At 43.0% G+C, this 25013-nt stretch carries 28 protein-coding genes and 1 other RNA gene; 14 read left to right on the forward strand and 15 right to left on the reverse strand.

The annotated features are described in order from the left end of the window. The first annotated feature begins 37 nt into the window (after positions 1-37). Positions 38-490, forward strand: coding sequence for a 3-hydroxyacyl-ACP dehydratase FabZ (gene fabZ / locus A4G13_RS00175; RefSeq protein ID WP_011199642.1), 453 nt, complete (start codon positions 38-40; stop codon positions 488-490). A 31-nt stretch (positions 491-521) separates the two neighbouring features. Further along, on the forward strand, positions 522-1310 hold the full coding sequence (gene lpxA / locus A4G13_RS00180; RefSeq protein ID WP_090655890.1) for an acyl-ACP--UDP-N-acetylglucosamine O-acyltransferase: 789 nt from the start codon (positions 522-524) through the stop codon (positions 1308-1310). Positions 1311-1446: 136 nt separating this feature from the next. On the opposite strand, the gene A4G13_RS00185 is transcribed toward lpxA, so the two are convergent. Genes A4G13_RS00185 through A4G13_RS00210 form a run of 6 tightly spaced genes read right to left on the reverse strand, consistent with a single transcriptional unit; the run spans position 1447 to position 7206 of the window. Then, positions 1447-2199, reverse strand: a complete 753-nt coding sequence (locus tag A4G13_RS00185) for an ABC transporter ATP-binding protein (RefSeq protein WP_090655893.1) — start codon at positions 2197-2199, stop codon at positions 1447-1449. Next, positions 2196-3035: an ATP-binding cassette domain-containing protein gene (locus tag A4G13_RS00190; protein ID WP_090655897.1), complete on the reverse strand. Its 840-nt coding sequence runs from the start codon at positions 3033-3035 to the stop codon at positions 2196-2198. Before A4G13_RS00190 ends, A4G13_RS00185 begins: the two co-directional genes overlap by 4 nt. Further along, on the reverse strand, positions 3028-3876 hold the full coding sequence (gene opp1C, locus A4G13_RS00195) for a nickel/cobalt ABC transporter permease (RefSeq protein ID WP_090655900.1): 849 nt from the start codon (positions 3874-3876) through the stop codon (positions 3028-3030). The genes A4G13_RS00190 and opp1C overlap by 8 nt, the downstream gene beginning before the upstream one ends. Before the next feature lies 1 nt (position 3877). After that, on the reverse strand, positions 3878-4810 hold the full coding sequence (gene opp1B, locus A4G13_RS00200; RefSeq protein ID WP_090655903.1) for a nickel/cobalt ABC transporter permease: 933 nt from the start codon (positions 4808-4810) through the stop codon (positions 3878-3880). Positions 4811-4816: 6 nt separating this feature from the next. Further along, positions 4817-6379 carry a nickel ABC transporter substrate-binding protein gene (gene nikA, locus A4G13_RS00205; protein ID WP_090655908.1) on the reverse strand — a complete coding sequence of 521 codons (1563 nt, stop codon included), beginning with the start codon at positions 6377-6379 and terminating at the stop codon, positions 4817-4819. Positions 6380-6435: 56 nt separating this feature from the next. Beyond that, positions 6436-7206, reverse strand: a complete 771-nt coding sequence (locus tag A4G13_RS00210) for a class I SAM-dependent methyltransferase (protein ID WP_090655910.1) — start codon at positions 7204-7206, stop codon at positions 6436-6438. Between the two features lie 94 nt (positions 7207-7300). On the opposite strand from A4G13_RS00210, the gene A4G13_RS00215 reads away from it, so the two are divergent. The 7 genes from A4G13_RS00215 to rlmB all read left to right on the forward strand — a co-directional run bounded on the left by A4G13_RS00215 (position 7301) and on the right by rlmB (position 12548). Continuing rightward, positions 7301-7711 carry a MerR family transcriptional regulator gene (locus A4G13_RS00215; protein WP_090655913.1) on the forward strand — a complete coding sequence of 137 codons (411 nt, stop codon included), beginning with the start codon at positions 7301-7303 and terminating at the stop codon, positions 7709-7711. 134 nt (positions 7712-7845) lie between these two features. Beyond that, positions 7846-8223, forward strand: a complete 378-nt coding sequence (gene rpsF, locus A4G13_RS00220; RefSeq protein WP_011199651.1) for a 30S ribosomal protein S6 — start codon at positions 7846-7848, stop codon at positions 8221-8223. Next, positions 8210-8533, forward strand: coding sequence for a primosomal replication protein N (gene priB, locus A4G13_RS00225; protein ID WP_041639535.1), 324 nt, complete (start codon positions 8210-8212; stop codon positions 8531-8533). The genes rpsF and priB overlap by 14 nt, the downstream gene beginning before the upstream one ends. Positions 8534-8550: 17 nt before the next feature. Beyond that, on the forward strand, positions 8551-8778 hold the full coding sequence (gene rpsR, locus A4G13_RS00230; protein ID WP_005759927.1) for a 30S ribosomal protein S18: 228 nt from the start codon (positions 8551-8553) through the stop codon (positions 8776-8778). A 20-nt stretch (positions 8779-8798) separates the two neighbouring features. Then, positions 8799-9248: a 50S ribosomal protein L9 gene (gene rplI / locus A4G13_RS00235; protein WP_090655916.1), complete on the forward strand. Its 450-nt coding sequence runs from the start codon at positions 8799-8801 to the stop codon at positions 9246-9248. Positions 9249-9417: 169 nt separating this feature from the next. Continuing rightward, positions 9418-11811 (forward strand): ribonuclease R, encoded by a 2394-nt coding sequence (rnr, locus tag A4G13_RS00240; RefSeq protein WP_090655919.1) that lies wholly within the window; start codon positions 9418-9420, stop codon positions 11809-11811. Next, a complete protein-coding gene (gene rlmB / locus A4G13_RS00245) occupies positions 11811-12548 on the forward strand; it encodes a 23S rRNA (guanosine(2251)-2'-O)-methyltransferase RlmB (RefSeq protein WP_090655922.1) in 738 nt (245 codons plus the stop codon). Before rnr ends, rlmB begins: the two co-directional genes overlap by 1 nt. A 42-nt stretch (positions 12549-12590) precedes the next feature. On the opposite strand, the gene A4G13_RS00250 is transcribed toward rlmB, so the two are convergent. The 3 genes from A4G13_RS00250 to A4G13_RS00260 form a co-directional block, all read right to left on the reverse strand. Next, entirely contained in the window at positions 12591-13160 is a 570-nt protein-coding gene (locus tag A4G13_RS00250; protein WP_041639537.1) for a 5-formyltetrahydrofolate cyclo-ligase, read from the reverse strand. Positions 13161-13175: 15 nt separating this feature from the next. Continuing rightward, positions 13176-13375, reverse strand: a non-coding RNA gene (gene ssrS / locus A4G13_RS00255) — 6S RNA. A gap of 74 nt (positions 13376-13449) precedes the next feature. After that, positions 13450-13773: a cell division protein ZapA gene (locus A4G13_RS00260; protein ID WP_041639538.1), complete on the reverse strand. Its 324-nt coding sequence runs from the start codon at positions 13771-13773 to the stop codon at positions 13450-13452. A gap of 128 nt (positions 13774-13901) precedes the next feature. Between A4G13_RS00260 and A4G13_RS00265 the strand changes: the two genes are divergently transcribed. Next, positions 13902-14447 carry a YecA/YgfB family protein gene (locus A4G13_RS00265; protein ID WP_041640135.1) on the forward strand — a complete coding sequence of 182 codons (546 nt, stop codon included), beginning with the start codon at positions 13902-13904 and terminating at the stop codon, positions 14445-14447. A 9-nt stretch (positions 14448-14456) separates the two neighbouring features. Further along, positions 14457-15785: a Xaa-Pro aminopeptidase gene (gene pepP, locus A4G13_RS00270; RefSeq protein ID WP_090655925.1), complete on the forward strand. Its 1329-nt coding sequence runs from the start codon at positions 14457-14459 to the stop codon at positions 15783-15785. Between the two features lie 32 nt (positions 15786-15817). On the opposite strand, the gene mnmE is transcribed toward pepP, so the two are convergent. The 5 genes from mnmE to rpmH all read right to left on the reverse strand — a co-directional run bounded on the left by mnmE (position 15818) and on the right by rpmH (position 19649). Then, positions 15818-17179 carry a tRNA uridine-5-carboxymethylaminomethyl(34) synthesis GTPase MnmE gene (mnmE, locus tag A4G13_RS00275; protein WP_165898037.1) on the reverse strand — a complete coding sequence of 454 codons (1362 nt, stop codon included), beginning with the start codon at positions 17177-17179 and terminating at the stop codon, positions 15818-15820. A 114-nt stretch (positions 17180-17293) separates the two neighbouring features. After that, positions 17294-18916 carry a membrane protein insertase YidC gene (gene yidC, locus A4G13_RS00280; RefSeq protein WP_090655932.1) on the reverse strand — a complete coding sequence of 541 codons (1623 nt, stop codon included), beginning with the start codon at positions 18914-18916 and terminating at the stop codon, positions 17294-17296. Beyond that, positions 18916-19176: a membrane protein insertion efficiency factor YidD gene (gene yidD, locus A4G13_RS00285; RefSeq protein WP_083754305.1), complete on the reverse strand. Its 261-nt coding sequence runs from the start codon at positions 19174-19176 to the stop codon at positions 18916-18918. Before yidD ends, yidC begins: the two co-directional genes overlap by 1 nt. Continuing rightward, a complete protein-coding gene (rnpA, locus tag A4G13_RS00290; protein ID WP_011199664.1) occupies positions 19131-19499 on the reverse strand; it encodes a ribonuclease P protein component in 369 nt (122 codons plus the stop codon). The genes yidD and rnpA overlap by 46 nt, the downstream gene beginning before the upstream one ends. A 15-nt stretch (positions 19500-19514) precedes the next feature. Then, entirely contained in the window at positions 19515-19649 is a 135-nt protein-coding gene (rpmH, locus tag A4G13_RS00295) for a 50S ribosomal protein L34 (RefSeq protein ID WP_005539760.1), read from the reverse strand. A gap of 401 nt (positions 19650-20050) precedes the next feature. Between rpmH and dnaA the strand changes: the two genes are divergently transcribed. Genes dnaA through recF form a run of 3 tightly spaced genes read left to right on the forward strand, consistent with a single transcriptional unit; the run spans position 20051 to position 23657 of the window. Continuing rightward, the gene (dnaA, locus tag A4G13_RS00300) at positions 20051-21424 is read left to right on the forward strand and encodes a chromosomal replication initiator protein DnaA (RefSeq protein WP_011199665.1); all 1374 of its coding nucleotides are present in this window, start codon (positions 20051-20053) and stop codon (positions 21422-21424) included. 16 nt (positions 21425-21440) lie between these two features. Then, positions 21441-22538, forward strand: coding sequence for a DNA polymerase III subunit beta (gene dnaN, locus A4G13_RS00305; RefSeq protein WP_041639540.1), 1098 nt, complete (start codon positions 21441-21443; stop codon positions 22536-22538). Positions 22539-22574: 36 nt separating this feature from the next. Further along, entirely contained in the window at positions 22575-23657 is a 1083-nt protein-coding gene (recF, locus tag A4G13_RS00310) for a DNA replication/repair protein RecF (RefSeq protein ID WP_011199667.1), read from the forward strand. Between the two features lie 27 nt (positions 23658-23684). Here recF and brnQ read toward each other — a convergent pair whose 3' ends face one another. After that, on the reverse strand, positions 23685-24992 hold the full coding sequence (gene brnQ / locus A4G13_RS00315) for a branched-chain amino acid transport system II carrier protein (protein WP_011199668.1): 1308 nt from the start codon (positions 24990-24992) through the stop codon (positions 23685-23687). Positions 24993-25013: the final 21 nt, after the last annotated feature.

The raw sequence follows: 25013 nt of genomic DNA on the forward strand, positions 1-25013 counted from the left end.
ACTCCATATTTTAAACAAATGACAAAAGGTTAGTATTGTGACAACAGAAAATAGACCAGCAAAAATTATTGAAGCGCATGAAATTATGACATTATTACCACATCGTTATCCGTTTCTTTTAGTGGATCGCGTTGTTGATTTTGAAGAAGGTCAGTGGTTAAAAGCATATAAAAATATCAGTGTAAATGAACCTTGTTTTACCGGTCATTTTCCTGGTCAGCCGATTTTGCCTGGTGTATTAATTCTTGAAGCGTTAGCCCAATCTATGGGGCTTTTGGCATTTAAAACCCATGAAATTAAAGGCGGTGAATTATTTTATTTCGCCGGTATTGATGATGCGCGTTTTAAACGCCCGGTATTACCCGGAGATCGTTTAGAGCTATTTGTGGAAGTAATTAAAGAACGTCGCGGCATCACCTCTTTTACTGGTGTTGCCAGTGTAGATGGTGAAGTGGCTTGTGAAGCAAAATTAATGTGTGCTCGTAGATAACTTATAGATAATCAGGATAAGGGGTTTAATAATGATCCATCCAAGTGCAAAAATTCACCCGACAGCAATTGTTGAAGAAGGTGCAAAAATCGGTGAAAACGTTATCATCGGGCCTTTCTGTTTGATTGGTGCGGATGTGGACATCGGTAAAGGAACCGTTCTTCATTCGCATATTGTAGTTAAAGGTATCACAAGAATTGGTGAGGATAACCAGATTTACCAATTTGCCAGTATCGGCGAAGCGAACCAGGATTTAAAATACAACGGTGAGCCGACCAAAACCGTTATCGGTGATCGCAACCGCATTCGTGAAAGCGTGACCATTCACCGCGGCACGGTTCAGGGCGGCGGTGTTACCCGCATCGGTGATGATAACCTGTTTATGATCAATTCTCATATTGCTCATGACTGTATAATTAAAAACCGTTGTATTCTGGCGAACAATGCTACTTTAGCCGGTCATGTTCAACTGGATGATTTCGTTATTGTTGGCGGTATGTCGGCTATTCATCAGTTTGTTGTAGTGGGCGCGCACGTTATGCTTGGCGGCGGTTCTATGGTCAGCCAAGACGTTCCTCCTTATGTGATGGCGCAGGGTAACCATGCCCGTCCGTTCGGCGTTAATATTGAAGGGTTAAAACGTCGCGGCTTCGATAAACCGACTTTGCACGCAATTCGTAACGTGTATAAATTGATTTATCGCAGTGATAAAACTTTGGATGAGGTGCTGCCGGAAATCGAACAGGTCGCACAAAAAGATTCTTCAATCAGTTTCTTTGTGGAATTCTTTAAACGTTCAACCCGCGGTATTATCCGTTAATTTTTCTCAAATAAAAGGCTGTCTACAGACAGCCTTTTCGCTAAAAAATTTTATTTTTTTGACCGCACTTTTATAGGTCTGTTTATCTTTTATAAACAGGCCCTAATTTCTCTGTGACTTTCACCTTTCAATTGGCTTATATTACCGAACGGATAAGTTTTTGCGCATAATCGGATTTTATTTCGGCTAAATTTTCAATGTCGCTTTGCGTGATAATTTGCCCCTGTTTAAAAAATAAAACCCGTTCGCATAAATAACAAATCATTTGGATATTATGGCTGATAAAAAAATAGCTGAGCTGAAATTCGTTTTTTAATTCTATCAGTAAGTCCAGTAGTTGTACCTGCGTCACAATATCCAGCGAACTTAGGGCTTCGTCTAAAATAATCAGCGAAGGGTTGTTGATCAACGCACGGCAAAGACAAACCCGCTGCGCCTGACCGCCGGATAGCTGATAAATATATTTATGCAGGCAGTCCGTTGATAAATTCACTTTTTGCAGAAATTGCACCACTAACGGTTCGAGAGATTTAGCAGCGGCTTGTTTTTGTTCCAGTAACGGTTCGCAGATTGCCTGTAAAACGGTCATGGTAGGGTTTACGGAAGAAAAATAATCCTGAAATACCACACTGATTTGCTGCCGACGGTTTTTTCGTTGATATATGTCGGTGCCGTTCAACCAAACATGACCGGAATCGGCTTTTTCGATGCCTGAAATAATACGCGCCAATGTGCTTTTACCCGAACCGTTTTCGCCGATTAATCCCACGGACTCCCCTTTTTCAAGTTGAAACGAGACATTTTGCAACACAGGATGGGATAAATGGGAAAATAATGAATTAAAAGTGCGGTAACTTTTTGTCAAATTTTCCACCTTTAACAAGCTCATTGTTTTTTCCTCACTAACCGGGCAAAAGGTTGATTGAGTTTTGCTCTCATCGCTAACAGGTATTGGGTATAGGGATGTTGCGGATGGGAAAATAAAATGGATTTTGCCCGGAATTCTACAATCTCGCCCCGCTTTAATACGGCGATATCATCAGCCAGTTCCTGCACTAAGGCGAGGTCATGAGTAATAAAAATCATGCTGCGTTCTTTTGCCATTTGCTTAAATAAAGGCAAAAGCTCAAATTGGGTTAGGCTGTCTAAGGCGCTGGTGGGTTCATCGGCAATCACTAATTCGGGTTCAAGGGCAAAGGTCAGAGCAAGCATCATGCGTTGCAGTTGTCCGCCGCTTAGCTGGCTTGGTAAGCGCTTGAGCAAAGCAGACGATAATTTCACTTTGCTTACCGACTGTTGCGCTTTAATTAATGCCTGCCGATACGAAAGTGCGGTATGTTTTTGCAAAGTTTCGCAGAATTGATCCTGTAAACTGAATAAGGGATCAAAGGCGTTAATGGCGTTTTGCATAATAAAGCTCACGGCTTTCCCTCTGATTTCCAGCGCCGCGATTTCGTTTTTCTTTTGTTTGTTATCTACCGTAGGGTTGCCCGTTACGGAAATGATTTTTTTATCTTGAAAATAGATATTTCCCGTTGTATTTAATTGCTCGGGCAGCAAACCCAGAATGCTTCGTCCTAGCAGCGTTTTCCCGCTGCCGCTTTCTCCTACTAAAGCCAAAGTGCGGTACGGCGGCAAGGTTAAATTAAGCGGCGCAATCAGCGGACGGTCGGAATCGGGATTTTCAATAGAAAAATTGTCAAAACGTATAATCGGCTTATTCATTATTTGTTCCTTTTAAAGGACTATCCGGGTCCAATACGTCCCGCAGAAAATCACCGAAACCGTTAAATGCCGTTACCGTTAAGGTAATGGCCAACCCGGCGGGCAACATCTGCTGCGGATACAATAACATGATATTTTTTGCATCGCTGAGCATGGCTCCCCATTCCGGTGTAGGCGGTTGAACGCCAAGCCCTAAGAATGAAAGACCTGAAATCAATAGAATAACCGCACCCATATCCGCCGATGCCAGAATAATCAGTTCTGCGGTGGCAACCGGCAATAAATGGCGGCGGATAATCCGCCATGGCGAAACACCGATAGCCTGCGAATAATGAACATAGTTTTTATGGGTGTACTGCATTACCGTTCCCCGAATCATACGGGCATACCAGGCCCATTTCACTAAAATAACGGCGACTAAAATATGCTCAATGCCGGGCCCAAGCATTCCTACCAGAGCCAGAATCATAATTTCACCGGGGAAAGACAGCAGCACATCACAAAGCCGCATGATAAATTCATCGGTTTTTTTGCCGCCGATTGCCGCCGTCATGCCCATTAAGATGCCTAATATCATGGTTAACAACATAGCAAATAATCCGTAAAAAACGGTGCTGCGAACGCCCCAAATCAGACGGGAAAAAATATCCCGTCCTAAATGATCCGTGCCTAGCCAATGTTGTGCGGAAACGGGTAATAATTTTGCTTGCATGTCGATAGTCGCAGGGTCAAAAGTGCAAATCCAAGGGGCGAAAATACCCGCCAAACCAATCATTGTTAAGATGAATAAACAGCATTGCGCGAAAATATCGCTGCGTAATTGTTTGATAAACCCGGACATATCAATATCCTCGTTTTATGCGAGGATCTCGCCGGTGTTGCAGCCAGTCAATAACAAAATTGCCAACCAAAAACAACATCGCCATTAATAAAATATAAGCCTGGATAACGGGATAATCCCGGCCGAATATGGCTTGAATACATAACCGTCCAAGCCCGGGCAGGGCGAAAATATTTTCAATAATAACGGAACCGGCAAGTAATTTAGGAATGCTCATACCCATGGCAATATAGGACGTATGAAGGGAATTCTGCAAAATATGTTTAAATAAAATCTGTTTTTCCGATAAACCCCGCGTGCGGGCATAAAAGACATAAGGCTGCTGCAGCTGATTCAGCATTGCCCCTCTGAGCAAACGAACATAAACTCCTATATAACCCAGAGAAAGCGTGAGCGCAGGCAAAATAATCCCGCTTTTTTGCTCAAGCCCGTTAGAAGGAAGCCAGTTTAACCGCACGGAAAACAGCCAAATAAAAAGAAGGGCCAGCCAATAATTCGGTAGTGCGGTGAAAAAAAACAAAATTCCGCGGATAATTTTATCCCATAGGCTGTTTAACATTAGCATACAGAGCAGGGAAAGTGTGAGTGATAACAGAAAAATAACGGCAAATGCGGTAACCGCCAAATAGAAAGTAGCGGGGAAGGCCTGGGTAATTTCGTCCCACACGTTTTGGTTGGATAGAAAGGATTTTCCTAAATCGCCTTGTAGTAAGGCATAAAGCCATAGGGCGTAACGCAGCAAAAACGGTTTATCCAAACCGAGCGCCTGACGCGCTTCTTTTACGGCTTCGTCGGTAACGGTGATATTATTAATGCGCAGCATGGTTTCCGCCGGATCCGAGGAAACCAGGTTTATCAATGAAAATGCCACGAACGAAATAAGCAACATCAGTGGAATCATCATAATCAAGCGGCGAATAAAATAATGCTGCATAAGTAATTACTTTTTAAATGACATTTTTTCAAAAGGAATTTCGTATTGCGAAGGGTTAAACCCCACACCTTCCAATTGTGCGGAATAAATCGCTTTTGTTTTTGAATAGGTTAAAGGCACATAAACCGCCTGTTCCGCCAAGGTTTTAAATAATTTTTGGTAAAGTTTTATACGGGTCTGTTCATCGGGTGTAATCAACAGTTCCCCTATCATCTCGTCAATTTCTGTTTTATTCGGTAGCCCTTTTTGCCCTTGGTAATCGGCATGGGCGGGAATGCGGAAGGAAGAAACGAAAGACGCCGGATCATAAGGTCTGCCCCAGGAAAGCGAATATTGCAAATCAAAATCGCCGTTTTTTTGACGGTCTAAATAGGCTTGTTTTTCTTCGCCGAGAATTTGCAAATCCACGCCGATTTTTCTGAAATCCGCCTGTAATAATTGGGCTATTTCTTTTTCAGCCGCATTGTTTATATTATAAGAAAGCAATAGTGAAAGCGGTTTACCAGCTTTTTCGCGAATATTTTTTCCGACAGACAAGTTCCAACCCGCTTCCTCTAATAATTGCGCTGCTTTGAGCAAATTAAAGGGATATGTTTGCACATCAACATCGGCATAGGGCACATTTTTTGCCATCAGGGTTTCGGCGATGCTCTCCGTATCATTAAAAACGCCTTTGGCTATAGCGGCTTTATCCACAGCATGTTGCAGCGCCTGACGAACCTTTTGATCGGAGGTAATAGTTCTAGCGCTGTTTAATACGATGGCGCGAGAGGCGTTTGCTTCGCTCATTGCCGAAATAAATTGACCGGATTCGCTGATTTGCTTGAATGAATCCATATCTAACATATCGCCGTCGGCACCGAAAATAAGCTGAATATCGCCTTTCAGTAAAGCCAATAACATGGTTTGGCGTTCAGGAATAACATGCCATGTCACACCGTTGAGTTTAGGTAATTCGCCCCAATAATTGTCATTTCGGCTAAAATCCGCCAGTGCATTTTTTTTATGTTCTTTGAGAATCCAAGGCCCGGTGCCCGCATAGCACATCACGCCCTGCGAGGTTTTTCCCTGATTGAAACATTTGGGTGAAAGGAAACGGAAAGGACGGGTTAAGGCCAGTTCCGTCAGCGTGGGATAATATGGGTTTTTCAGCGTTAATTCGAGGGTAAATTCATCGGGAGCCCGTACGGAATCAATTTGTCGCACCAGTTCCAGCCAGGCGTGGCGGTTAAAATTCGCTAATACCGCCTCAATATTCATTTTCGCAACAAAAGCATTAAAAGGTTCGCCGTCGGTAAATTTTACGTCTTTGCGCAGATTAAAAAGGTAACTTTTGCCGTCTTCGGAAATTCGCCAGCTTTCAGCCAGAAAAGGCCGGATGCCCTGATTGGTATTAATAACCAAAGGTTCGAAAACCATGTTTTGCGCCGCCATTTCACCGGCGTATAAATGCGGATTAATATCCCGAATATCCTTTGTGCTGGCATAATCCAGGCGGTTATTCGTCGAATCGGCATATACACAGGTAGCGGTGAAAAGTGCGGTCAAAATTGTGTAAATTTTTTTCATTTTATCCCCTTATCGCATAATAGGGTTTGTTTATAAAAGATAAACGGACCCTAAAATTATTTTTGAGCGACAATCATAAACATCGGCGTTGAGCGGTAGTTGACCTTTTCTTCATCATCCCAAAGGAATTCGCCGATACGGGTATCGGCCATTAACTGGGAAAACCCGATGTTTAAAAGCGCGTTCATATCCCAATGAGGACGTAATTGCCGGCTTAAAGGCAACTTGCGGGCGATAGCTTCCATGGCGGAGGTATCGGTGTCGGCATAATGGTCGGGAATGTTTAAACGGATGGTGGAGGCGCGATCTTGTTCAAAAGCCCGGCGACGTTGTTCGTCGTATAAAAACAGATACCAATTGGCATCAAAATTCAGCAAATTTCCACCGCACTTTAATACCCGATGCCATTCTTTATAGGCTTGTTCGGGTTCGGATAAGTTCCAGGTAACGTTTCGGCTGATAATTAAGTCGAAACGTTCATCGGCAAAAGGTAAATGATGTACGTCGCCCCGAACGAAACGAATATCGACCATTGCCTGCGCCGCATTATATTTTGCCTGTTCCAGCATATTGGAGGTGGCGTCAATTGCCGTTACTTGCGCACCTGCCTGCGCCATAATAATGGCAAAAAAACCGGGACCGGTGCCGATATCCAATACCTTAAGATTTTGCTTTTTCGGCGCGTGGGCGAGCAAGAGCTGCTGCCATTTAAGGCGTTTGATACTTTGTAATTCTTGTTGGTTATGCCGGCTGTAACCTTCCGCCCGATTATTCCAATAACGGGTAACGTTTTGCAGTAAAGAAACCTGATTTAAATTTAGTGACACAATAATTCCCGGGAGTAATAAGATTAAGAATTATGATAAACTATGAAGTAACTTCAGGGTCAAGGCTTTTTTATAGAAAAATCAAGGAATAAGAATGAGAATTGGTCAGCTTGCGAAAGCGGTGGGATGCACCATTGAGACGATTCGTTATTATGAAAATCAAGGTTTGTTGGCTAAACCGCAACGTTCGGCCAATAATTTTAGATATTATACGAATGATCATCTGCAGCAGTTGTCTTTTATTTGCTATTGTCGAAGTTTGGATATATCGCTGCACGAAATCAAAATGTTACTGAATTTAGACCGCAGTTCCGGGCAGCGGGCGGAGGAGATTAATCTGCTGCTGGACAAACATATCCGTGATGTGGCAAAACGCCTGCATGAACTGGCTCATTTGCGTATGGAACTGATTAAATTAAAGCAAAAATGCAGCGAAATGACGGGTGAAAATTTAATGCAAAATATTTTTAGCGGCGGCAATATTCGCTTTCGCAAAATAAAGTGAGATTATACTTGAGCTAATTTTTTGAGCGGTGTATAATCCACGCCTCGCAGTCACAGTTAATTTTTCGTTCCTTGCTTCCGCAGATTGGTGACTGGTCTAACAGTCGGAGGCTGATTAACCCGTAAGGAGCAGTAATGCGTCACTACGAAATCGTGTTTATGGTTCACCCGGACCAAAGCGAACAAGTACCAGGCATGATTGAACGTTATACAGGTTCTGTAAAAGAAGCCGGCGGTCAAATTCATCGCTTAGAAGATTGGGGTCGCCGTCAATTAGCATACCCAATCAACAAATTACACAAAGCACATTATGTGCTTATGAATGTAGAAGCGCCTCAAGAAGTAATCGACGAGCTAGAAACAACATTCCGTTACAACGATGCAGTTCTTCGTAACGTAATTATTCGTACTAAGCACGCCGTAACAGAAGCGTCCCCAATGGTTAAAGCGAAAGACGAACGTCGCGCTTCAGCTGAAGTTGAAAACAACGATTTTGAGGATGCTGAAGAGTAATTTAAGCATTAATAATCGTTTATCGCTTGAAGGTTTTGTAACCGAGCAGCCTAAACGAACTAAGAGTCCCAACGGTATTGAACATTGCCGGATTTGGTTGGAACATCGTTCCGAACAAATAGAAGCCGGGCTAAAGCGTCAAGCATGGTGCAAAATGCCCGTTCATATTAGCGGAACTCAATTAGTGCAGAAAACTCAAAGCATTACGGTCGGCAGTCATTTATTGGTGGTGGGGTTTTTAACTCTGCATAAAACTTCAAAAGGGTTGAGCCAATTAGTTTTGCATGCCGAGCATATCGAATATTTATAGATTAGGAGACTAGCCAAATGGCACGTTATTTCCGTCGTCGCAAGTTCTGCCGTTTTACAGCGGAAAACGTAGTTGAAATCGATTATAAAGATATCGCTACATTGAAGAACTACATCACAGAGAGCGGCAAAATTGTTCCAAGCCGTATTACCGGTACTCGTGCGAAGTATCAACGTCAATTAGCCCGCGCTATCAAACGTGCGCGTTATTTAGCGTTACTTCCGTACACTGACAACCATCAGTAATTTATTAGAGGATAACGGTAATGCAAGTAATTCTTTTAGATAAAATTGTTCACCTGGGTAACGTTGGTGATCAAGTTAATGTTAAATCAGGTTTTGCACGTAACTTCTTAATTCCGCAAGGTAAAGCGGTTATGGCAACTAAAGCTAACATTGAACACTTTGAAGCACGCCGTGCTGAAATCGAAGCTAAAGTTGTGGCTGAATTAGCAGCGGCTCAAGCTCGCGCAGCACAAATCGCGGCATTAGAAGCGGTAACTATTTCTTCTAAAGCCGGTGACGAAGGTCGTTTATTCGGTTCTATCACAACTCGCGAAATCGCTGAAGCAGTTACTGCGGCAGGCGTTGAAGTAGCGAAAAGTGAAGTTCGTTTATCAACAGGCCCGATTCGTACATTAGGCGATCATGAAGTTAAATTCCAACTTCACGGCGAAGTATTCACAGCATTAAACGTAATCGTTGTTGCTGAATAATTAGCGAAAAATTGTTGAAAACCCGGCAATCAAGCCGGGTTTTTTGTTGAGTAAAGACAGATATAATTTCCGCATTCCTTTCTGAGGTTCAGAACAAAATTTTCTCTCCTTGCTTTCCTCCCGCCACAATGTCAAACTTATAAAAATTAATTAAAATAAGGAGCTAACTATGGCTCGTAAAACTATGAAAAAAACGACCGCACTTTTGGATCCCAATTATCAGCAGGAATTGGAAAAATACGATAATCCTGTGCCAAGCCGGGATTTTATCTTACAAGTCATCCGCGAACATAATACGCCGATGTCCCGTGAAGAAATTCTGAAAGTCTTTGCAATTCAAGATGATGAACGGGTAGAAGGGGTACGTCGTCGGCTACGCGCCATGGAAAATGACGGACAATTAGTGTTCACTAAGCGTAAATGTTATGTTCTGCCGGAAAAACTGGATTTGCTTAGAGGTACGGTTATCGGACATCGGGACGGTTACGGTTTCCTGCAGGTGGAAGGTGTAAAAGAGGATTTATTTATTCCTAATACGCAAATGAAACGGGTAATGCACGGTGATTATGTATTGGCGCAGCGGGAAGGTTTGGATCGCAAAGGTCGTCGCGAAGTCCGGATTGTGCGGGTGTTGGAAGGGCGTAAAAAACAAATAGTCGGGCGCTTTTTCCTGGAGGAAGGCATTGGTTATGTGGTGCCTGATGACAGCCGGATTAATCGGGATATTCTCATTCCGAATGAAAATCGCTTAGGTGCCAGAATGGGGCAGGTTGTGGTGGTGGAACTCAAACCCCGGACCGCTTCCTTTAGTCAACCGGTGGGAATCATTACGGAAATTCTCGGGGATAATATGGCAAAAGGTATGGAAGTGGAAATCGCCCTGCGTAATCATGATATTCCGCATACTTTCCCGCCGGAAGTGGAAAAACAAATTAAAAAATTCACTGAAGAAGTGCCGGAGGAGGCCAAAAGCGGTCGTGTCGATTTACGCAGCCTTCCTTTGGTCACCATTGACGGCGAAGACGCCCGTGACTTTGATGATGCGGTGCATTGCCGCAGAGAGCAGGACGGTTGGCGTCTGTGGGTTGCTATCGCCGATGTAAGTTATTATGTGCGTTTACGTTCCGCTCTTGATACGGAAGCGCGTAATCGCGGTAATTCGGTGTATTTTCCTAATCGGGTAGTGCCGATGTTGCCGGAAATTTTATCGAACGGGCTTTGTTCGTTGAATCCTCAGGTGGATCGCCTGTGTATGGTCTGCGAGATTAAGCTCTCTGATAAAGGCGTGATGAAAGATTATCAGTTCTATGAAGCGGTGATGAACTCTCACGCTCGTTTGACCTACACCAAGGTCGCCCGTATTTTAGAGGGTGATGAAGAATTGATCGAACGCTATCAGGAGCTGGTTCCCCATTTGCAGGAATTGCATAATATGTACAATAAGTTGCTGGAAGCCCGCCATCAACGAGGCGCCATTGATTTTGAAACCATTGAAAGCAAATTTATTTTTAATGAAATGGGGCGTATTGAAAGTATTGAGCAGGTTGTGCGTAATGATGCCCATAAAATCATTGAAGAATGCATGATTATGGCGAATATCGCGGCGGCAAACTTTATGGAACGTCATCAGGAGCCTGCGCTTTATCGTATTCATGCGGGGCCAAGTGAAGAAAAGTTAACTTCCTTCAGAAGTTTTCTTGCCGAATGCGGGCTAAGCCTTGAAGGCGGCATGAAACCGAGCACGAAAGATTATGCCAAATTGCTGGAACAGGTAAAAGAACGTCCTGATGCTGAGCTTATCCAAACGATGTTACTGCGTTCTTTAAGTCAGGCGGTGTATAATGCGGATAATATCGGGCACTTCGGTTTAGCCTTAGAGGAATATGCTCATTTCACCTCGCCGATTCGTCGTTATCCGGATTTGACTTTGCACCGAGGCATTAAATATTTGCTGGCGAAAGCGCAAGGGGTAAAACGTAAGACCACGGATACGGGCGGTTATCATTACAGTTTAGATGAGATGGACGTATTGGGCGATCATTGCTCAATGACGGAACGTCGCGCAGACGATGCAACCCGTGACGTAGCGGATTGGTTGAAGTGCGAATATATGCAGGATCATGTGGGCGATGAATTCGAAGGTATTATTTCTTCCGTGACCGGTTTCGGCTTTTTCGTGCGTTTAAAAGATTTATTTATAGACGGTTTGGTGCATATTTCTACTTTAGATAATGACTATTATCGCTTTGATGCGGCAGGACAGCGGTTAATCGGCGAGAACAGCGGCGCGGTTTACCGTATCGGCGATATTGTTAAAGTTAGAGTTGAGGCGATCAGTCTGGAGCAACGACAAATTGACTTTGCGCTTGTTTCCAGCGAGCGAAAACCTCGTCGCGAGGGAAAAACGGCAAAATATAATGCTAAGAAAGCCATGCGTTATGCCGAAAGCTTTGCTAAACAGCGTAAAAAAGCGGCCGCAACAAGCAAGGGGAAAAAGAAAAGTGCGGTCAAAAAATCGAAAAATTCAGTGAATAAAAAAGCAAACAAAAAGAGAACTTATTAATGTCTGAAAATATTTATGGAATTCATGCGGTAAATTCGTTTTTAGCAACCGCGCCGGAACGTTTAATCGAAGTTTATGTGTTAAAAGGGCGCGAAGACAAGCGCTTACAGCCTTTGCTTAAAGAATTGCATCAGTTGGGCATTTCCGTGCAGTTTTTGAATCGTCAGACTTTAGATAATAAAGCTAACGGTGAAGTACATCAGGGTATTATTGCCCGGGTGCAGCCTGCCAAAGAGCTTAATGAAAACAATCTTGAGCGGATTTTATCAAACAACAAAGACCCGCTTTTATTAGTGCTGGACGGTGTAACGGATCCGCATAATCTCGGTGCTTGTTTACGTACGGCGGATGCGGCGGGCGTATGCGCCGTTATCGTGCCAAAAGATAAATCCGCACAGCTTACTTCAATTGCCCGTAAAGTTGCTTGCGGTGCGGCGGAAGTCGTGCCGTTAATCCGCGTCACCAATCTTGCCCGCACATTACGGGATTTACAGCAAAATCATAATATCTGGGTGGTGGGTACCGCAGGCGAAGCGACGGAAACCCTTTATCAAACGAAGCTTATCGGTCCGTTGGCGTTAGTTATGGGGGCGGAAGGCGACGGTATGCGCCGTTTAACCCGAGAACATTGCGACCAACTCATCAGCATTCCGATGGCGGGTTCCGTTTCTTCACTGAACGTTTCCGTCGCTACCGGCGTATGTTTGTTCGAAATTGTAAGACAGCGTTTAAGTTAGATCTGGATGTAACCGAGAGTGCGGTAATTTTTACCGCATTTTTTATGCGCTTAAAATATCGTAAAGAGGAATATCCCAGCTTTCTACCGGTAATTTTTCTACCTGTTGGCATTGATGGGCAAGACCGACGGGCAAAAAGGATTTATTCTGCCAATTTTGCAATGTGCGATCATAGAAGCCGCCGCCCATACCTAAACGATTTGCTGATTTATCAAAAGCCACTAACGGAGTAAAAATAATATCCAGCTGATTTAACGGCAGTACATTACGCACGTCTAATTTAGGCTGCAAAATACCGAAAGCATTTTTTTCCATCGGACTTGCGGTTTCATAGCGCAGAAATAATAAATGCCCTTGGCAGAAAGGGTGCAGAACCGGTAAATAAAGATTTTTGCCTTGCTGCCACAGGCTTTCTATAAGCAGTTTTGTACTGATTTCGCCATCAAAAGAAAGATATAAAGCAATATGTTGCGCCTGTTGTTTTTCGATGAAAGCTAACGCTTTTTCGGTAATGAGCTGTTCCGCTCGGGATTGCTCAAGTGCGGTTAGTTTTTGGCGAGTTTGTCGAATTTGAGTTCGAATTTGTTGGCGAAGCTGAGAAACGGTTTGCATAACAATAAATGATTGGAAGACCCCGAGATGCCGTTGTGGGTGGTCGGTCCTTGAACCCGACGGTTCAAGGGAATCGGTCGTAACTGTTTTTAGGCTTCTTGCATCAGGACCTCGAAGGTCAGGGCAAGCATGCTCACCAACTATAGAGAACCAATTCTAGAGTATGTAAGTATCGGCTCAGGGACGTAACCCGCTGACGAACACCTCAGGAAATCTTGTAATTATACTAACTTAAATTGTAATTATTGACCAGCATTTATTTAGCCAAATTATGCTGATTAGTTGAGTTTTAATCAATCGAATAAGACGCTTGTTGAGTTGGTGTAGAAGCCGAAATGCTTTCTAGCGAACGCGTGAGTTGCTCGATTTGATTTTGTAGTACATTTTCCGTTTTATGGGTTTTGTGTTGTTCCTGTAATAATTCAAAACTCAAATTTAAGGCTACAATTGCAAGGGCTTTTTCCACCTGTAAAATACCGGTGCGATCTTTCATTTCGGTGACACGGGAATCCAATAGTTTAGCGGCTTCACGCAATGAATCATGTTGTTCTTCCGGACAATTCAAACGTAATACTTGACCTAAAAAATTTAACTCAATAGTTTTAGAGGACATATTATGGCTACCTGTTATGCAGAAATTTTTAGCTATTATGCCATATAGAAAAATTTTCGTCATAGATAATCAACAAAAGAATGATAGAATGGCGTTATCTTATTCAAGACAATAACAGTGAACTAAATATGATTTCTTATTCAAGTTTAAATCAACAACTTAAAAGTGCCGATATCGGCGCAACCGCTTCCGAATTGCACGGGTTATTAAGCGGTTTAATTTGCGGCGGCATTAATGACGACAGCTGGCAACCGTTACTTTATCAATTTACCAACGATAACCATGCGTATCCCATCGCTTTATTAAATGAAATCAAAGAAATTTATCAGGATATCGGGCAAAAACTTGCGGATATGGATAATTTTTCTTTTGAATTATGGCTGCCGGAAGATAATGAGGTTTTTGCGCGGGCGGATGCGTTGTCGGAATGGACAAATAATTTTTTGCTCGGTTTAGGGTTGGCACAGCCTAAACTGGATAAAGAAACCGATGAAATCGGCGAGGCGCTTGACGATTTACATGACATTTGCCAGCTTGGGTATGACGAAGAAGATAACGAAGAAGATCTGAGCGACGCTTTGGAAGAAATTATAGAATATGTGCGCACCATTGCTTCGTTATTCTATACCCATTTCCATCGTCCGCAAGCACAAGAAAAACCTGTTTTACATTAGGAAGATAGCATGGATTTAGCTTATATGGCGGAATTGCCGGCGGATGAGTTTGTATTACGCCGGCAAAAACTGGCGGCGCAACTGACGGATAATTCGGTGTTTATAGTTTTTTCCGAAGTTGAAAAACGCCGTAATAACGATTGTACTTATCCGTTTCGTCAAGATAGTTACTTTTGGTATCTCACCGGATTCAATGAACCGAATTCTGCTCTGGTAATTCAAAAAAAAGGTAAGCTTGTTGAAACCACAATATTCGTGCGCCCTTCGAATCCGCTTATGGAAATCTGGAACGGCCGTCGTTTGGGGGTTGAGCGGGCGGCTGAAAAATTACATTTAGATCAAGCCTTTTCTATTGATGATTTCGCGAGAATATTTGGTAAAATTTGCCAAAATTCGACCGCACTTTATCATTATCAAGGGTTGCAGCCTTGGGCGGATCAATTATTAGCCGAAACTTTTATTTCACCGCCGGATTATATTAACTGGGCTCCAATGTTGAATGAAATGCGTTTGTTTAAATCCGCTAATGAAGTGCGCCTTATGCAGCAAGCAGGGCAAATTACGGCATTAGGGCATATGAAAGCCATGCGTCAGACTCGCCCTAATCGGTTTGAATATGAAATCGAAAGTGAAATTTTACACGAGTTCAATCGTTTTGGGGCGAGATATCCCGCTTACACAACGATTGTCGCCGGTGGAGAAAACGCCTGTATTCTGCATTACACGGAAAACGATCAACCCCTTAAAGACGGAGATTTGGTGCTAATTGACGCCGGTTGTGAGTTTGCTATGTATGCGGGCGATATCACCCGAACATTTCCCGTTAACGGCAAATTTACTCAAGCGCAACGGGAAATTTATCAAATTGTATTGAACGCGCAAAAACGGGCGATTGAGTTGCTTGTTGCCGGTAATTCCATTCAACGGGCGAATGATGAAGTGGTGCGCATTAAGGTGAAGGGATTATTAGACCTCGGCATTATGCGGGGAGATATTGACGAGCTTATTGCAAACAACGCTCACCGTGAATTTTATATGCACGGCTTGGGGCATTGGCTTGGGTTGGACGTCCATGATGTGGGCAGTTACAGTAAGGAAGGACAAAACGGTGATCGCAATAGCAAAGTGCGGGATCGCCCGCTGGAAATCGGCATGGTATTAACCGTTGAGCCGGGACTTTATATTTCGCCGAAATCCGATGTGCCGGAGCAGTATAAAGGCATTGGCGTGCGTATTGAAGATAATATTCTGATTACGGAATACGGTAATAAAGTATTAACCGGTGCGGCGCCGAAAGAAATAGAGGATATTGAAGCCTTAATGGCGACTGAACGATAAAAAGTGCGGTATTTTTACCGCACTTTTTTGTACTATTTGCCGATACAGAATGAACTGAAAATATTGCCGAGCAAATCGTCGGAAGTAAATTTCCCGGTAATTTCGCCTAAGTAATCTTGCACGATACGTAATTCTTCAGCCAATAATTCGCCGGCATGGAACTGCGTCAGTTGAACGCGACCGATTTGCAAATGCTCTGCGGCATGTTCCAGCGCTTCCAAATGGCGGCGACGGGCAAGGAATCCGCCTTCGGTACCGGTTTGATAACCCATAGACTGTTTTAAATGTTCGCGCAATAGAGAAACGCCTTGCTGGGTTTGTGCGGACAAACGAATTACCGTAAAACCTTCCTGTTCTTCAATACTTTCTTTTTCACCGCTTAAATCCGATTTATTACGTACGATAGTGACCGGAATATTGCCCGGTAATTTGGATAAAAATTCCGCTTTTGCCTGATCTAAATCCTTGCTGTCGGGATCCGTGCTGTCCAGCATTAAAATAACGCGATCCGCTTGTTCGATTTCGTTCCAGGCGCGTGTTATACCGATACGTTCCACTTCATCGGTGGCATCCCGCAAACCTGCGGTATCAATAATATGTAACGGCATACCGTCAATATGAATATGTTCCCGCAGTACATCGCGGGTTGTGCCGGCAATATCGGTCACAATTGCCGCTTCGCGCCCGGCTAAGGCATTGAGCAGACTGGATTTACCCGCATTCGGGCGCCCCGCGATAACCACTTTCATCCCTTCGCGTAAAATGGAGCCCTGTTTAGCCTCGGAACGTACTTTATCCAATTGACCGATAATGTCATTCAAATGGCCTTCAATTTTACCGTCCGCAAGAAAATCAATTTCCTCATCGGGAAAGTCTATTGCGGCTTCCACATAGGTGCGTAAATAAATGACGGAATCCACCAACTGGTTTATTTTTTTGGAAAATTCACCTTGCAGAGATTTTAATGCGGAACGGGCGGCCTGTTCCGATGAAGCGTCGATTAAATCCGCGATAGCTTCCGCTTGCGCCAAATCTAATTTATCATTTAAAAAAGCCTGTTCGGAAAATTCACCCGGGCGCGCCAAACGAACGCCTTTTACCTGTAAAATGCGTTTTAACAGAAGATCAAGCACCACCTGACCGCCATGCCCTTGAAACTCCACCACATCTTCGCCGGTAAAGGAATTCGGTGATTTAAAATATAAAGCGATCCCCTGATCTAATATCGTACCGTCTTCATCTTTAAAAGGCAGGTAATTTGCCATACGAGGCTTTAATTCTTTGTCTACTACGGCTTTAGCCACTTCCGTCGCCAAAGGGCCTGATACGCGCAAAATGCCGACACCTCCGCGACCGATTGGGGTGGCTTGGGCAACAATGGTTTCTTTTGTCATCATAAAATTTTCCTAAAATGTACCGCACTTTTGGGGATAAAAGTGCGGTTAGAATTTGTCGAGAAATTATAACAAAAAAGGCATCAAACCGATGCCTTTCTTTTTCATTGAGAATTATTTTTTACGGGAATGTAAACCTTTTTTCTCTAATCCCCGATAAATCAACTGTTGTTGAACAATGGTGATAATGTTCGAAACTAACCAGTATAATACCAGACCGGCAGGGAACCACAGGAAGAATACCATGAAAATCAACGGCATAAAGGTCATAATCTTTTGTTGCATCGGGTCAGCAACCGGAGTTGGTGACATTTTTTGCAATAAGAACATTGAGGCGCCCATTAAGATTGGCAAAATGTAGTAAGGATCTTGCGCCGATAAGTCTTGAATCCAGCCGAAGAAAGGTGCATGGCGTAATTCCACCGCTTCCATAAATGTCCAGTATAATGCGATGAAAATCGGCATTTGAATTAATAACGGTAAGCAACCGCCCAACGGATTTACTTTTTCTTCTTTGTAAAGTTTCATCATTTCTTGGCTCATATGTTGACGGTCATCACCGAAACGTTCACGCATTTCCTGCAATTTAGGTTGCAGCATGCGCATTTTCGCCATAGAAGTATATTGAGCTTTGGTTAGCGGATAAAGAATACCTTTTACCACAATGGTTACGCCGATAATAGCCAGACCCCAGTTGCTTACAATGCTTTGAATCACGTTTAATAGCCAGAATAACGGTTTAGCAATAAACCAAGCCCAACCGTAATCAACGGTTAAATCCAAGTGATTTGCCACAGATCCCATTTTATTTTGCAGTTTAGGACCGGTCCAAAGCGCACTTTTGATAGTTTCGCTGCCGCCGGCAGGTACATTGACTACAGGACCACGATAGCCGATAAAGCCTAAACCGTTTGCCGTGCTGGTATATAGCTGATTATCCGCATCTTGGTTCGGGATCCAGGCGGAGACGAAATAATGTTGTAATACCGCAACCCAACCCGCTTTAGTATCAATGGATAAGTTTTTATCTTTCATCTCATCGAAACTGTATTTTTTATAGTTGGTATCGGCTGAAGAATAAGCGCCGCCGGTATAAGTCGGCATTGCCATGCTACCGGAACTTTTAACTAAAGTATGTTTTAATTGACCGTAAGGTTGAACTTCAATTGCTTCATTAGTTTGGTTTTGAATTTCATAATTGACTTCAATATCGTAAGAACCCGCTTTGATCACGAATACTTTACGATAAATAACACCGTCTTTTTCAAGAGTTAAAGGCACGCGTAATTCATTTTGACCGTCAGCCAGAGTGAATTGTTCGGCTTCAACCTGATAAGCCGCCCGACCGGCTTTCGTATCAATCCCGTTTTTGCCAATCAAACCGCTTTGTGCGACATACACTTCATTCGGTTTGTTTTGTAACAGAATGAAACGCGCATCGGAATTTAATTCGGCCGCGTAATTGGTTAAGCTGGATTCAACCACATCACCGCCTAATGTATCCACTTTTAAGGTAAATACATCATTTTGAATGCTGATGATTTTGCCTTGCGCGACATTATCGACAGTTCCTTCCGTTGATGATGTACTTGCCGGCATTTCAGCATTTGAGGAAACAGCTTGCGCTTGTTCAGTTGCAACAGGTTTTGGCGTGTTGTAATCCATTTGCCATTGCTCATAAACAAGAAAAGAAATAAAGAGTAGTGCTAGTACCAATAAGCTACGTCTGGAATCCATTATTTTTTCTCTACGTTGTTATTAATTTTCGGTGGAACAGGATCGTATCCACCCTTACTTAAAGGGTGACATTTTAATATACGTTTGAGCGTAAGCCAACTACCTTTTAACGCACCGTGTGTTTTTATCGCTTCAATACCGTAACAAGAGCAGGTCGGCGTAAAGCGACAACGGGGGCCGATCATTGGGCTAATCGCCAATTGATAGAAACGAATCAATTTGACAAGGATTTTTTCGCCAAGCGAATGTGACGTTGCCATAATTTGCTCAGAATTGCGGTAAATGTTGGATTATCAAGCTTGCCGATGCCGTGTTTGGCAACGATAACAAAATCATAATTAGGTAATTCGTGTTGTAAAAGACGAAAACTTTCACGGCACAAACGTTTGACACGATTGCGTTCATGAGCTCGTTTCAAATGTTTTTTAGCAACGGTAAGACCTAAACGGGGATATTGAAGATCGTTTCGACGGGCAAGAATTGTTATTTCAGGCGTACTGGCTCGTAGCGGCTGTTCAAAGACGTATTTGAATTGGGCGGGAGTTAACAAACGCAACTCCCTGGAAAAGTTCAGCTTAATCACACGAATGTGCAGGAATTAAGCGGATAAACTTTTACGACCTTTAGCACGACGACGAGCTAAAACCTGACGGCCGTTTTTAGTTGCCATACGAGCACGGAAACCGTGAGTACGGCTACGTTTTAATACAGAAGGTTGAAATGTACGTTTCATAATTCTAATCTACCTAATTAAATTGTTTAGAATTCAACAGTTATCAGGTATTCACCATCAAACGGAATTAATTGAAAACAAGGTTATTCAAAAATAAGGAACGGAATTTTAATCGTAAATTCGGCGTTCGTCAAATGAGATATAGGTGAAATTAGCCATAATCTTGAAAAAAACAAATTTCACCTTATCGAAAAAGCATAAAAGCGGTAGGGATTATACGTTTTTTTAGTAAAATCTCAAGTATAAAACAGATATCTTTTTCAATTTTTTTGAGCCTTTTTTAAGGATCTTTCATCAACTTTATTGTAGAATGGATAAGTTTATAATGTTCGCTTTATGGCGATTTTATTTTTCAATTAACAATTAACGAATCATCATAAAAAAAGATAAGTATTAATTAAATGGAACGCGACCTGTCTCAACTTTGGCAAAATTGCCTATTACAACTGCAAGATCAAATTTCTTCGTCGGATTTTGGTTTATGGCTCAGACCATTGCAGGCGGATACCAGTATGCCGAATACTATTGTGCTTTATGCATCAAATATGTTTGTGAAAAGTTGGGTGGAAAACAACTATTTGGCACAAATTACAAAAATAGCTCAGGATCTTAGCAATAATACGGATCTTGTTATTAAGGTGCAGGAAGGCTCTAAACCGGCGGCAAGAAAAGTTGTCGCTCAACAGGAAATTGCCAATACGCCGGTACAACATAGTGCGCCAATGCCGGAAAACGAGCCGCAGGCGGCTTTTCGTTCGAATTTAAATCAGCATCATTTATTTGAAAATTTTGTTGAAGGTAAATCAAATCAACTTGCCCGGGCGGTGGGGCAAAAAGTAGCGAACAGACCGGGCGATAAATCCGCCAATCCGTTATTTTTATACGGCGGCACAGGTCTGGGTAAAACCCACTTATTACACGCCGTAGGCAATGGTATTATTGCGGGCAATTCTAATGCCCGGGTGGTTTATATCCATGCGGAACGCTTCGTACAGGAATATGTAAAAGCCCTTAAAGCGGAACGTATTGAAAATTTTAAAAAATTCTACCGCAGTTTAGACGCCTTATTAATTGACGACATTCAGTTTTTTGCCGGAAAAGACGGAACTCAGGAAGAGTTTTTTAATACTTTCAATTCGTTATTTGAAGGTGAGAAGCAAATTATTCTAACCTCGGATCGTTACCCTCGCGAGATCGAAAAAATTGATGATCGTCTGAAATCCCGCTTTAGCTGGGGATTAAGTATTGCTATCGAACCGCCGGATTTAGAGACCCGGGTGGCGATTCTGATGAAAAAAGCGGAAGAAAAGAACATTTATCTGCCTGAAGAAGTGGCGTTTTTTATCGGGCAAAAATTGCGTACCAATGTCCGCGAGTTAGAAGGGGCGTTAAACAGGGTTCATGCGAATGCCGATTTTACCGGAAAAGCCATTACCATTGATTTCGTGCGAGAAACTTTAAAAGATATGCTGGCGTTGCAGGATAAATTGGTTACCGTTGAAAACATTCAAAAAATGGTGGCGGAATATTATCGTATTAAAGTTTCCGATCTGAAATCTAAAAACCGTTCCCGTTCTATTGCCCGTCCCCGTCAACTGGCGATGGCATTGGCAAAAGAACTGACTAACCGTAGTTTACCTGAAATAGGTAAAGCTTTTGGCGACCGTGATCATACAACGGTATTGCATGCTTGTCGTACAATCGCCGCTTTGCGTGATGATGACAATAATATACAGGAAGACTGGTCGAATTTAATTCGCACTTTATCCGCATAATATGAGGGAAAGAGCTATGCAGTTTATTGTTTCAAGAGATAATCTTTTAAAACCGTTACAACAGGTATGTGGCGTATTAAGTAGCCGCCCGAATATTCCGGTGCTAAATAACGTGTTATTGCAGATTGCCGATGATTGTTTAACCATCACCGGAACGGATTTAGAAGTCGAGCTTTCTACGCAGGCGAAGCTTATTTCGGGCACTGAAGGTAAATTTACCATTCCGGCAAAAAAATTCTTGGATATTTGCCGCAGTTTGCCGGATGAGGCAGAAATTCATGTGACATTTGAAGAAGAGCGTGCCATTGTGCGTTCGGCAAGAACGAAATTTAATTTAGCCACATTGCCAGCGGAGGAATATCCGAATCTGGCGGATTGGCAATCAGAAGTGGATTTCACTACCGAACAGGCGACTTTACGTCGTCTGATTGAGGCGACTCAATTTTCTATGGCAAATCAGGATGCCCGTTACTTTTTAAACGGTATGAAATTTGAAACGGAAGGTAATTTGCTGCGAACAGTAGCGACAGACGGTCATCGTTTGGCGGTTTGCACTATTGCGCTGGAACAGGATTTACAGAACCATTCCGTGATTGTGCCGCGTAAAGGCGTGTTGGAATTGGCGCGTTTATTGGAGGCGACCGATGCGCCGGCGCGTTTGCAAATCGGCACCAATAATCTGCGTGTGCAGTTGGCTAATGTGGTGTTTACGTCAAAATTAATCGACGGACGTTTCCCTGATTATCGCAGAGTGTTGCCGCGTAATGCGGATCATATTCTGGAAGCGGATTGGGATGTATTAAAGCAAGCCTTTGTCCGTGCCGCTATTCTTTCGACCGAACGTTTCCGTAGCGTACGTTTACAACTGGATCAGAATCAAATGAAGATTACCGCCACCAACCCGGAACAGGAAGAAGCGGAAGAAATCATTGATGTGTCTTACAGCGGTAATGAAATGGAAGTCGGGTTTAACGTCAGTTATATTCTTGATGTGCTGAATGCCTTGAAATGTCAGCGTGTTCGTATGCGCTTAACCGATGCTTCATCAAGTTGTTTAATTGAAAATTGCGAAGACGCCAGCGCCGAATATGTAATCATGCCAATGCGTTTATAGAAATTTCCGAAAAAACGACCGCACTTTTGAGTTAATATGGCAATTGCTCGTCTTATTGTTGAAAATTTCCGAAATATCTCAGCCGTGGATCTGGAATTTGACCACGGCTTTAACTTTTTGGTGGGAAACAACGGCAGCGGCAAAACGAGTTTGCTGGAAGCGCTTTTTTATCTTGGGCACGGTCGTTCTTTCAAAAGCTCGGTTACAACCCGGGTTATTCGTTACGACCAACCGCATTTTACCCTGCATGGGCGTATTCGGGAGCTGCAGCACGAATGGTCCGTCGGGTTGCAAAAACAGCGTAAAGACGGTAATACCATTGTTAAAATTAATGGTGAAGATGGTAATAAAATCTCGGATCTCGCTCATCTTCTTCCTATGCAAATAATCACACCCGAAGGCTTAACCCTGCTTAATGGCGGTCCGAGTTATCGTAGAGCCTTTCTTGATTGGGGGCTTTTTCATCATCAACCTAATTTTCATTCCGCCTGGTCCGCTCTTCATCGTTTGCTCAAGCAGCGCAATGCGGCGTTGAATCAAACCTATGATTACAATATGTTGAAACCCTGGGATATGGAGCTTGCCAAGCTTGCTCATCAGGTCAGCCAATGGCGTGCGGATTATGCGGAGGCGCTGAGCCCTGAAATTGAGCAAACCTGCCGGCTTTTTTTACCGGAATTAGATATTCATGTGAGTTTTCATCAAGGATGGGAGAAAGATACGGATTATGCTCAGCTTTTAACGGAAAATTTTGAACGTGACAAAGCCATAGGTTATACGGTTTCCGGGCCGCAAAAAGCCGATTTCCGCTTTAAGTCCAATGGCTTGCCGGTGGAAGACGTGCTTTCCCGCGGGCAATTAAAACTGTTGATGTGTGCGCTGCGCTTGGCGCAGGGCGAGCATTTAATGGCACAAAAAAATCGCCATTGCATTTTTTTGATTGATGACTTTGCCTCGGAGCTTGACGAAACTAAACGTGCCTTGCTGGCACAACGTTTACAAAACAGCAATTCGCAAGTTTTTGTAACGGCTATCTCGCCGGAACAGTTGAAACAAATGCAGCCTGAAAAACACCGCACTTTTCAGGTGGTTAACGGGCAAATTGAACAATTACTCTAGGGTTTGTTTATAAAAGATAAACAGCCCTTAGCTTTCCGATTTGTAAAAAACATGAATTAAACAGCCTAACAAAGCGCCGGTTACGGCAAAAGGGATCCATTCCATGGAGTAGTCTTTTAACGGCAAGTTATTTGCTTGTTCCAAGCCGGCAACAGAACCGATTGATACCAGCGTTGTTAAGGCGATAGAGAGTCGTTGGGCGACTAACGGCACTTTAACGAAAATGTTAACCGACAATAATAGAATGATAGTCATGGAAATCGGGTAAAGCACCAATAAAATCGGTACGGATTTACTGATTACGGCGCTCAATCCTTGGTTTGCAATAATAAAACCGATTAGGGTGAAAATAATCACGTAAGTTTTATATGAAATTTTATGATAAATTTCATTGAAATATTCACTTACCGAAACAATCAATCCGATGGCTGTGGTTAGACAGGCAAGGCTCACAATCACCCCTAGTAGAGAACGCCCGAAATTACCGAATGCCTGAGCGGTGATTTTATTAAGAATATAAGTGCCGATATCCTGATTTCTCTCTTGCAACAGACTTATTGTTTCTGCGGAAATATGGACACGATTGCCAATCCAGCCGATAGCCAGATAAATTGCGGCCAGCGCGATAGCCGCCACAATTCCCGCTAATAACGTTTGTTTGGTCAGCTCTTTACCGTGTTTTATACCTTTAGATTGAATCGCCGCTATAACAATAACGGAATAGGCAATGGATGCCAGCGTATCCATTGTGAGGTATCCGTCGATAATGCCGGTAAAGAGGAAACTGTTATTGGACTCTCGCAGGGTAAAGATAACCTCGGAAGGATCATTGTCGATCAGGATAAAAAAGGCTTTTACCACTAAGGCTAAAATAGCGAATAACAGAATCGGCGTTAAAATAGCGCCGATCCGACTAACGGTTTTCGACGGATTTAAGGCAAACCATAAACTGATAGCGAAATAAAACAGCGTGAAAATCAGCATGGAAAGCGAGGAACTTTTACCGATAAAAGGCAGTATCGCCATTTCGTAAGAAGTTGCTGCTGTACGAGGAATAGCAAAAAACGGCCCGATGCTGAGATAAACCGCCATAAGGAAAATAACGGAAAACCAAGGGCTGATTTTAGTAGTGGCGGTTTTGTATCCTCCTTCATAAAAAGCGCTGACGATAATGCCTAATAAGGGCAAACCGACACCGCTTAAAATAAAGCCGGTGATTGCAGACCAAAATTCAGAGCCACTTTCTAATCCCAATTTCGGCGGGAAGATTAAATTGCCGGCGCCAAAGAAAATAGCAAAAAGCGTGAAACCGACGATAAATGTATTCTTATTCATTTTTAATTATAAAAGTAATTT

The sequence above is a fragment of the Basfia succiniciproducens genome, assembly GCF_011455875.1.
In the GTDB taxonomy this organism is placed as follows: domain Bacteria; phylum Pseudomonadota; class Gammaproteobacteria; order Enterobacterales; family Pasteurellaceae; genus Basfia; species Basfia succiniciproducens.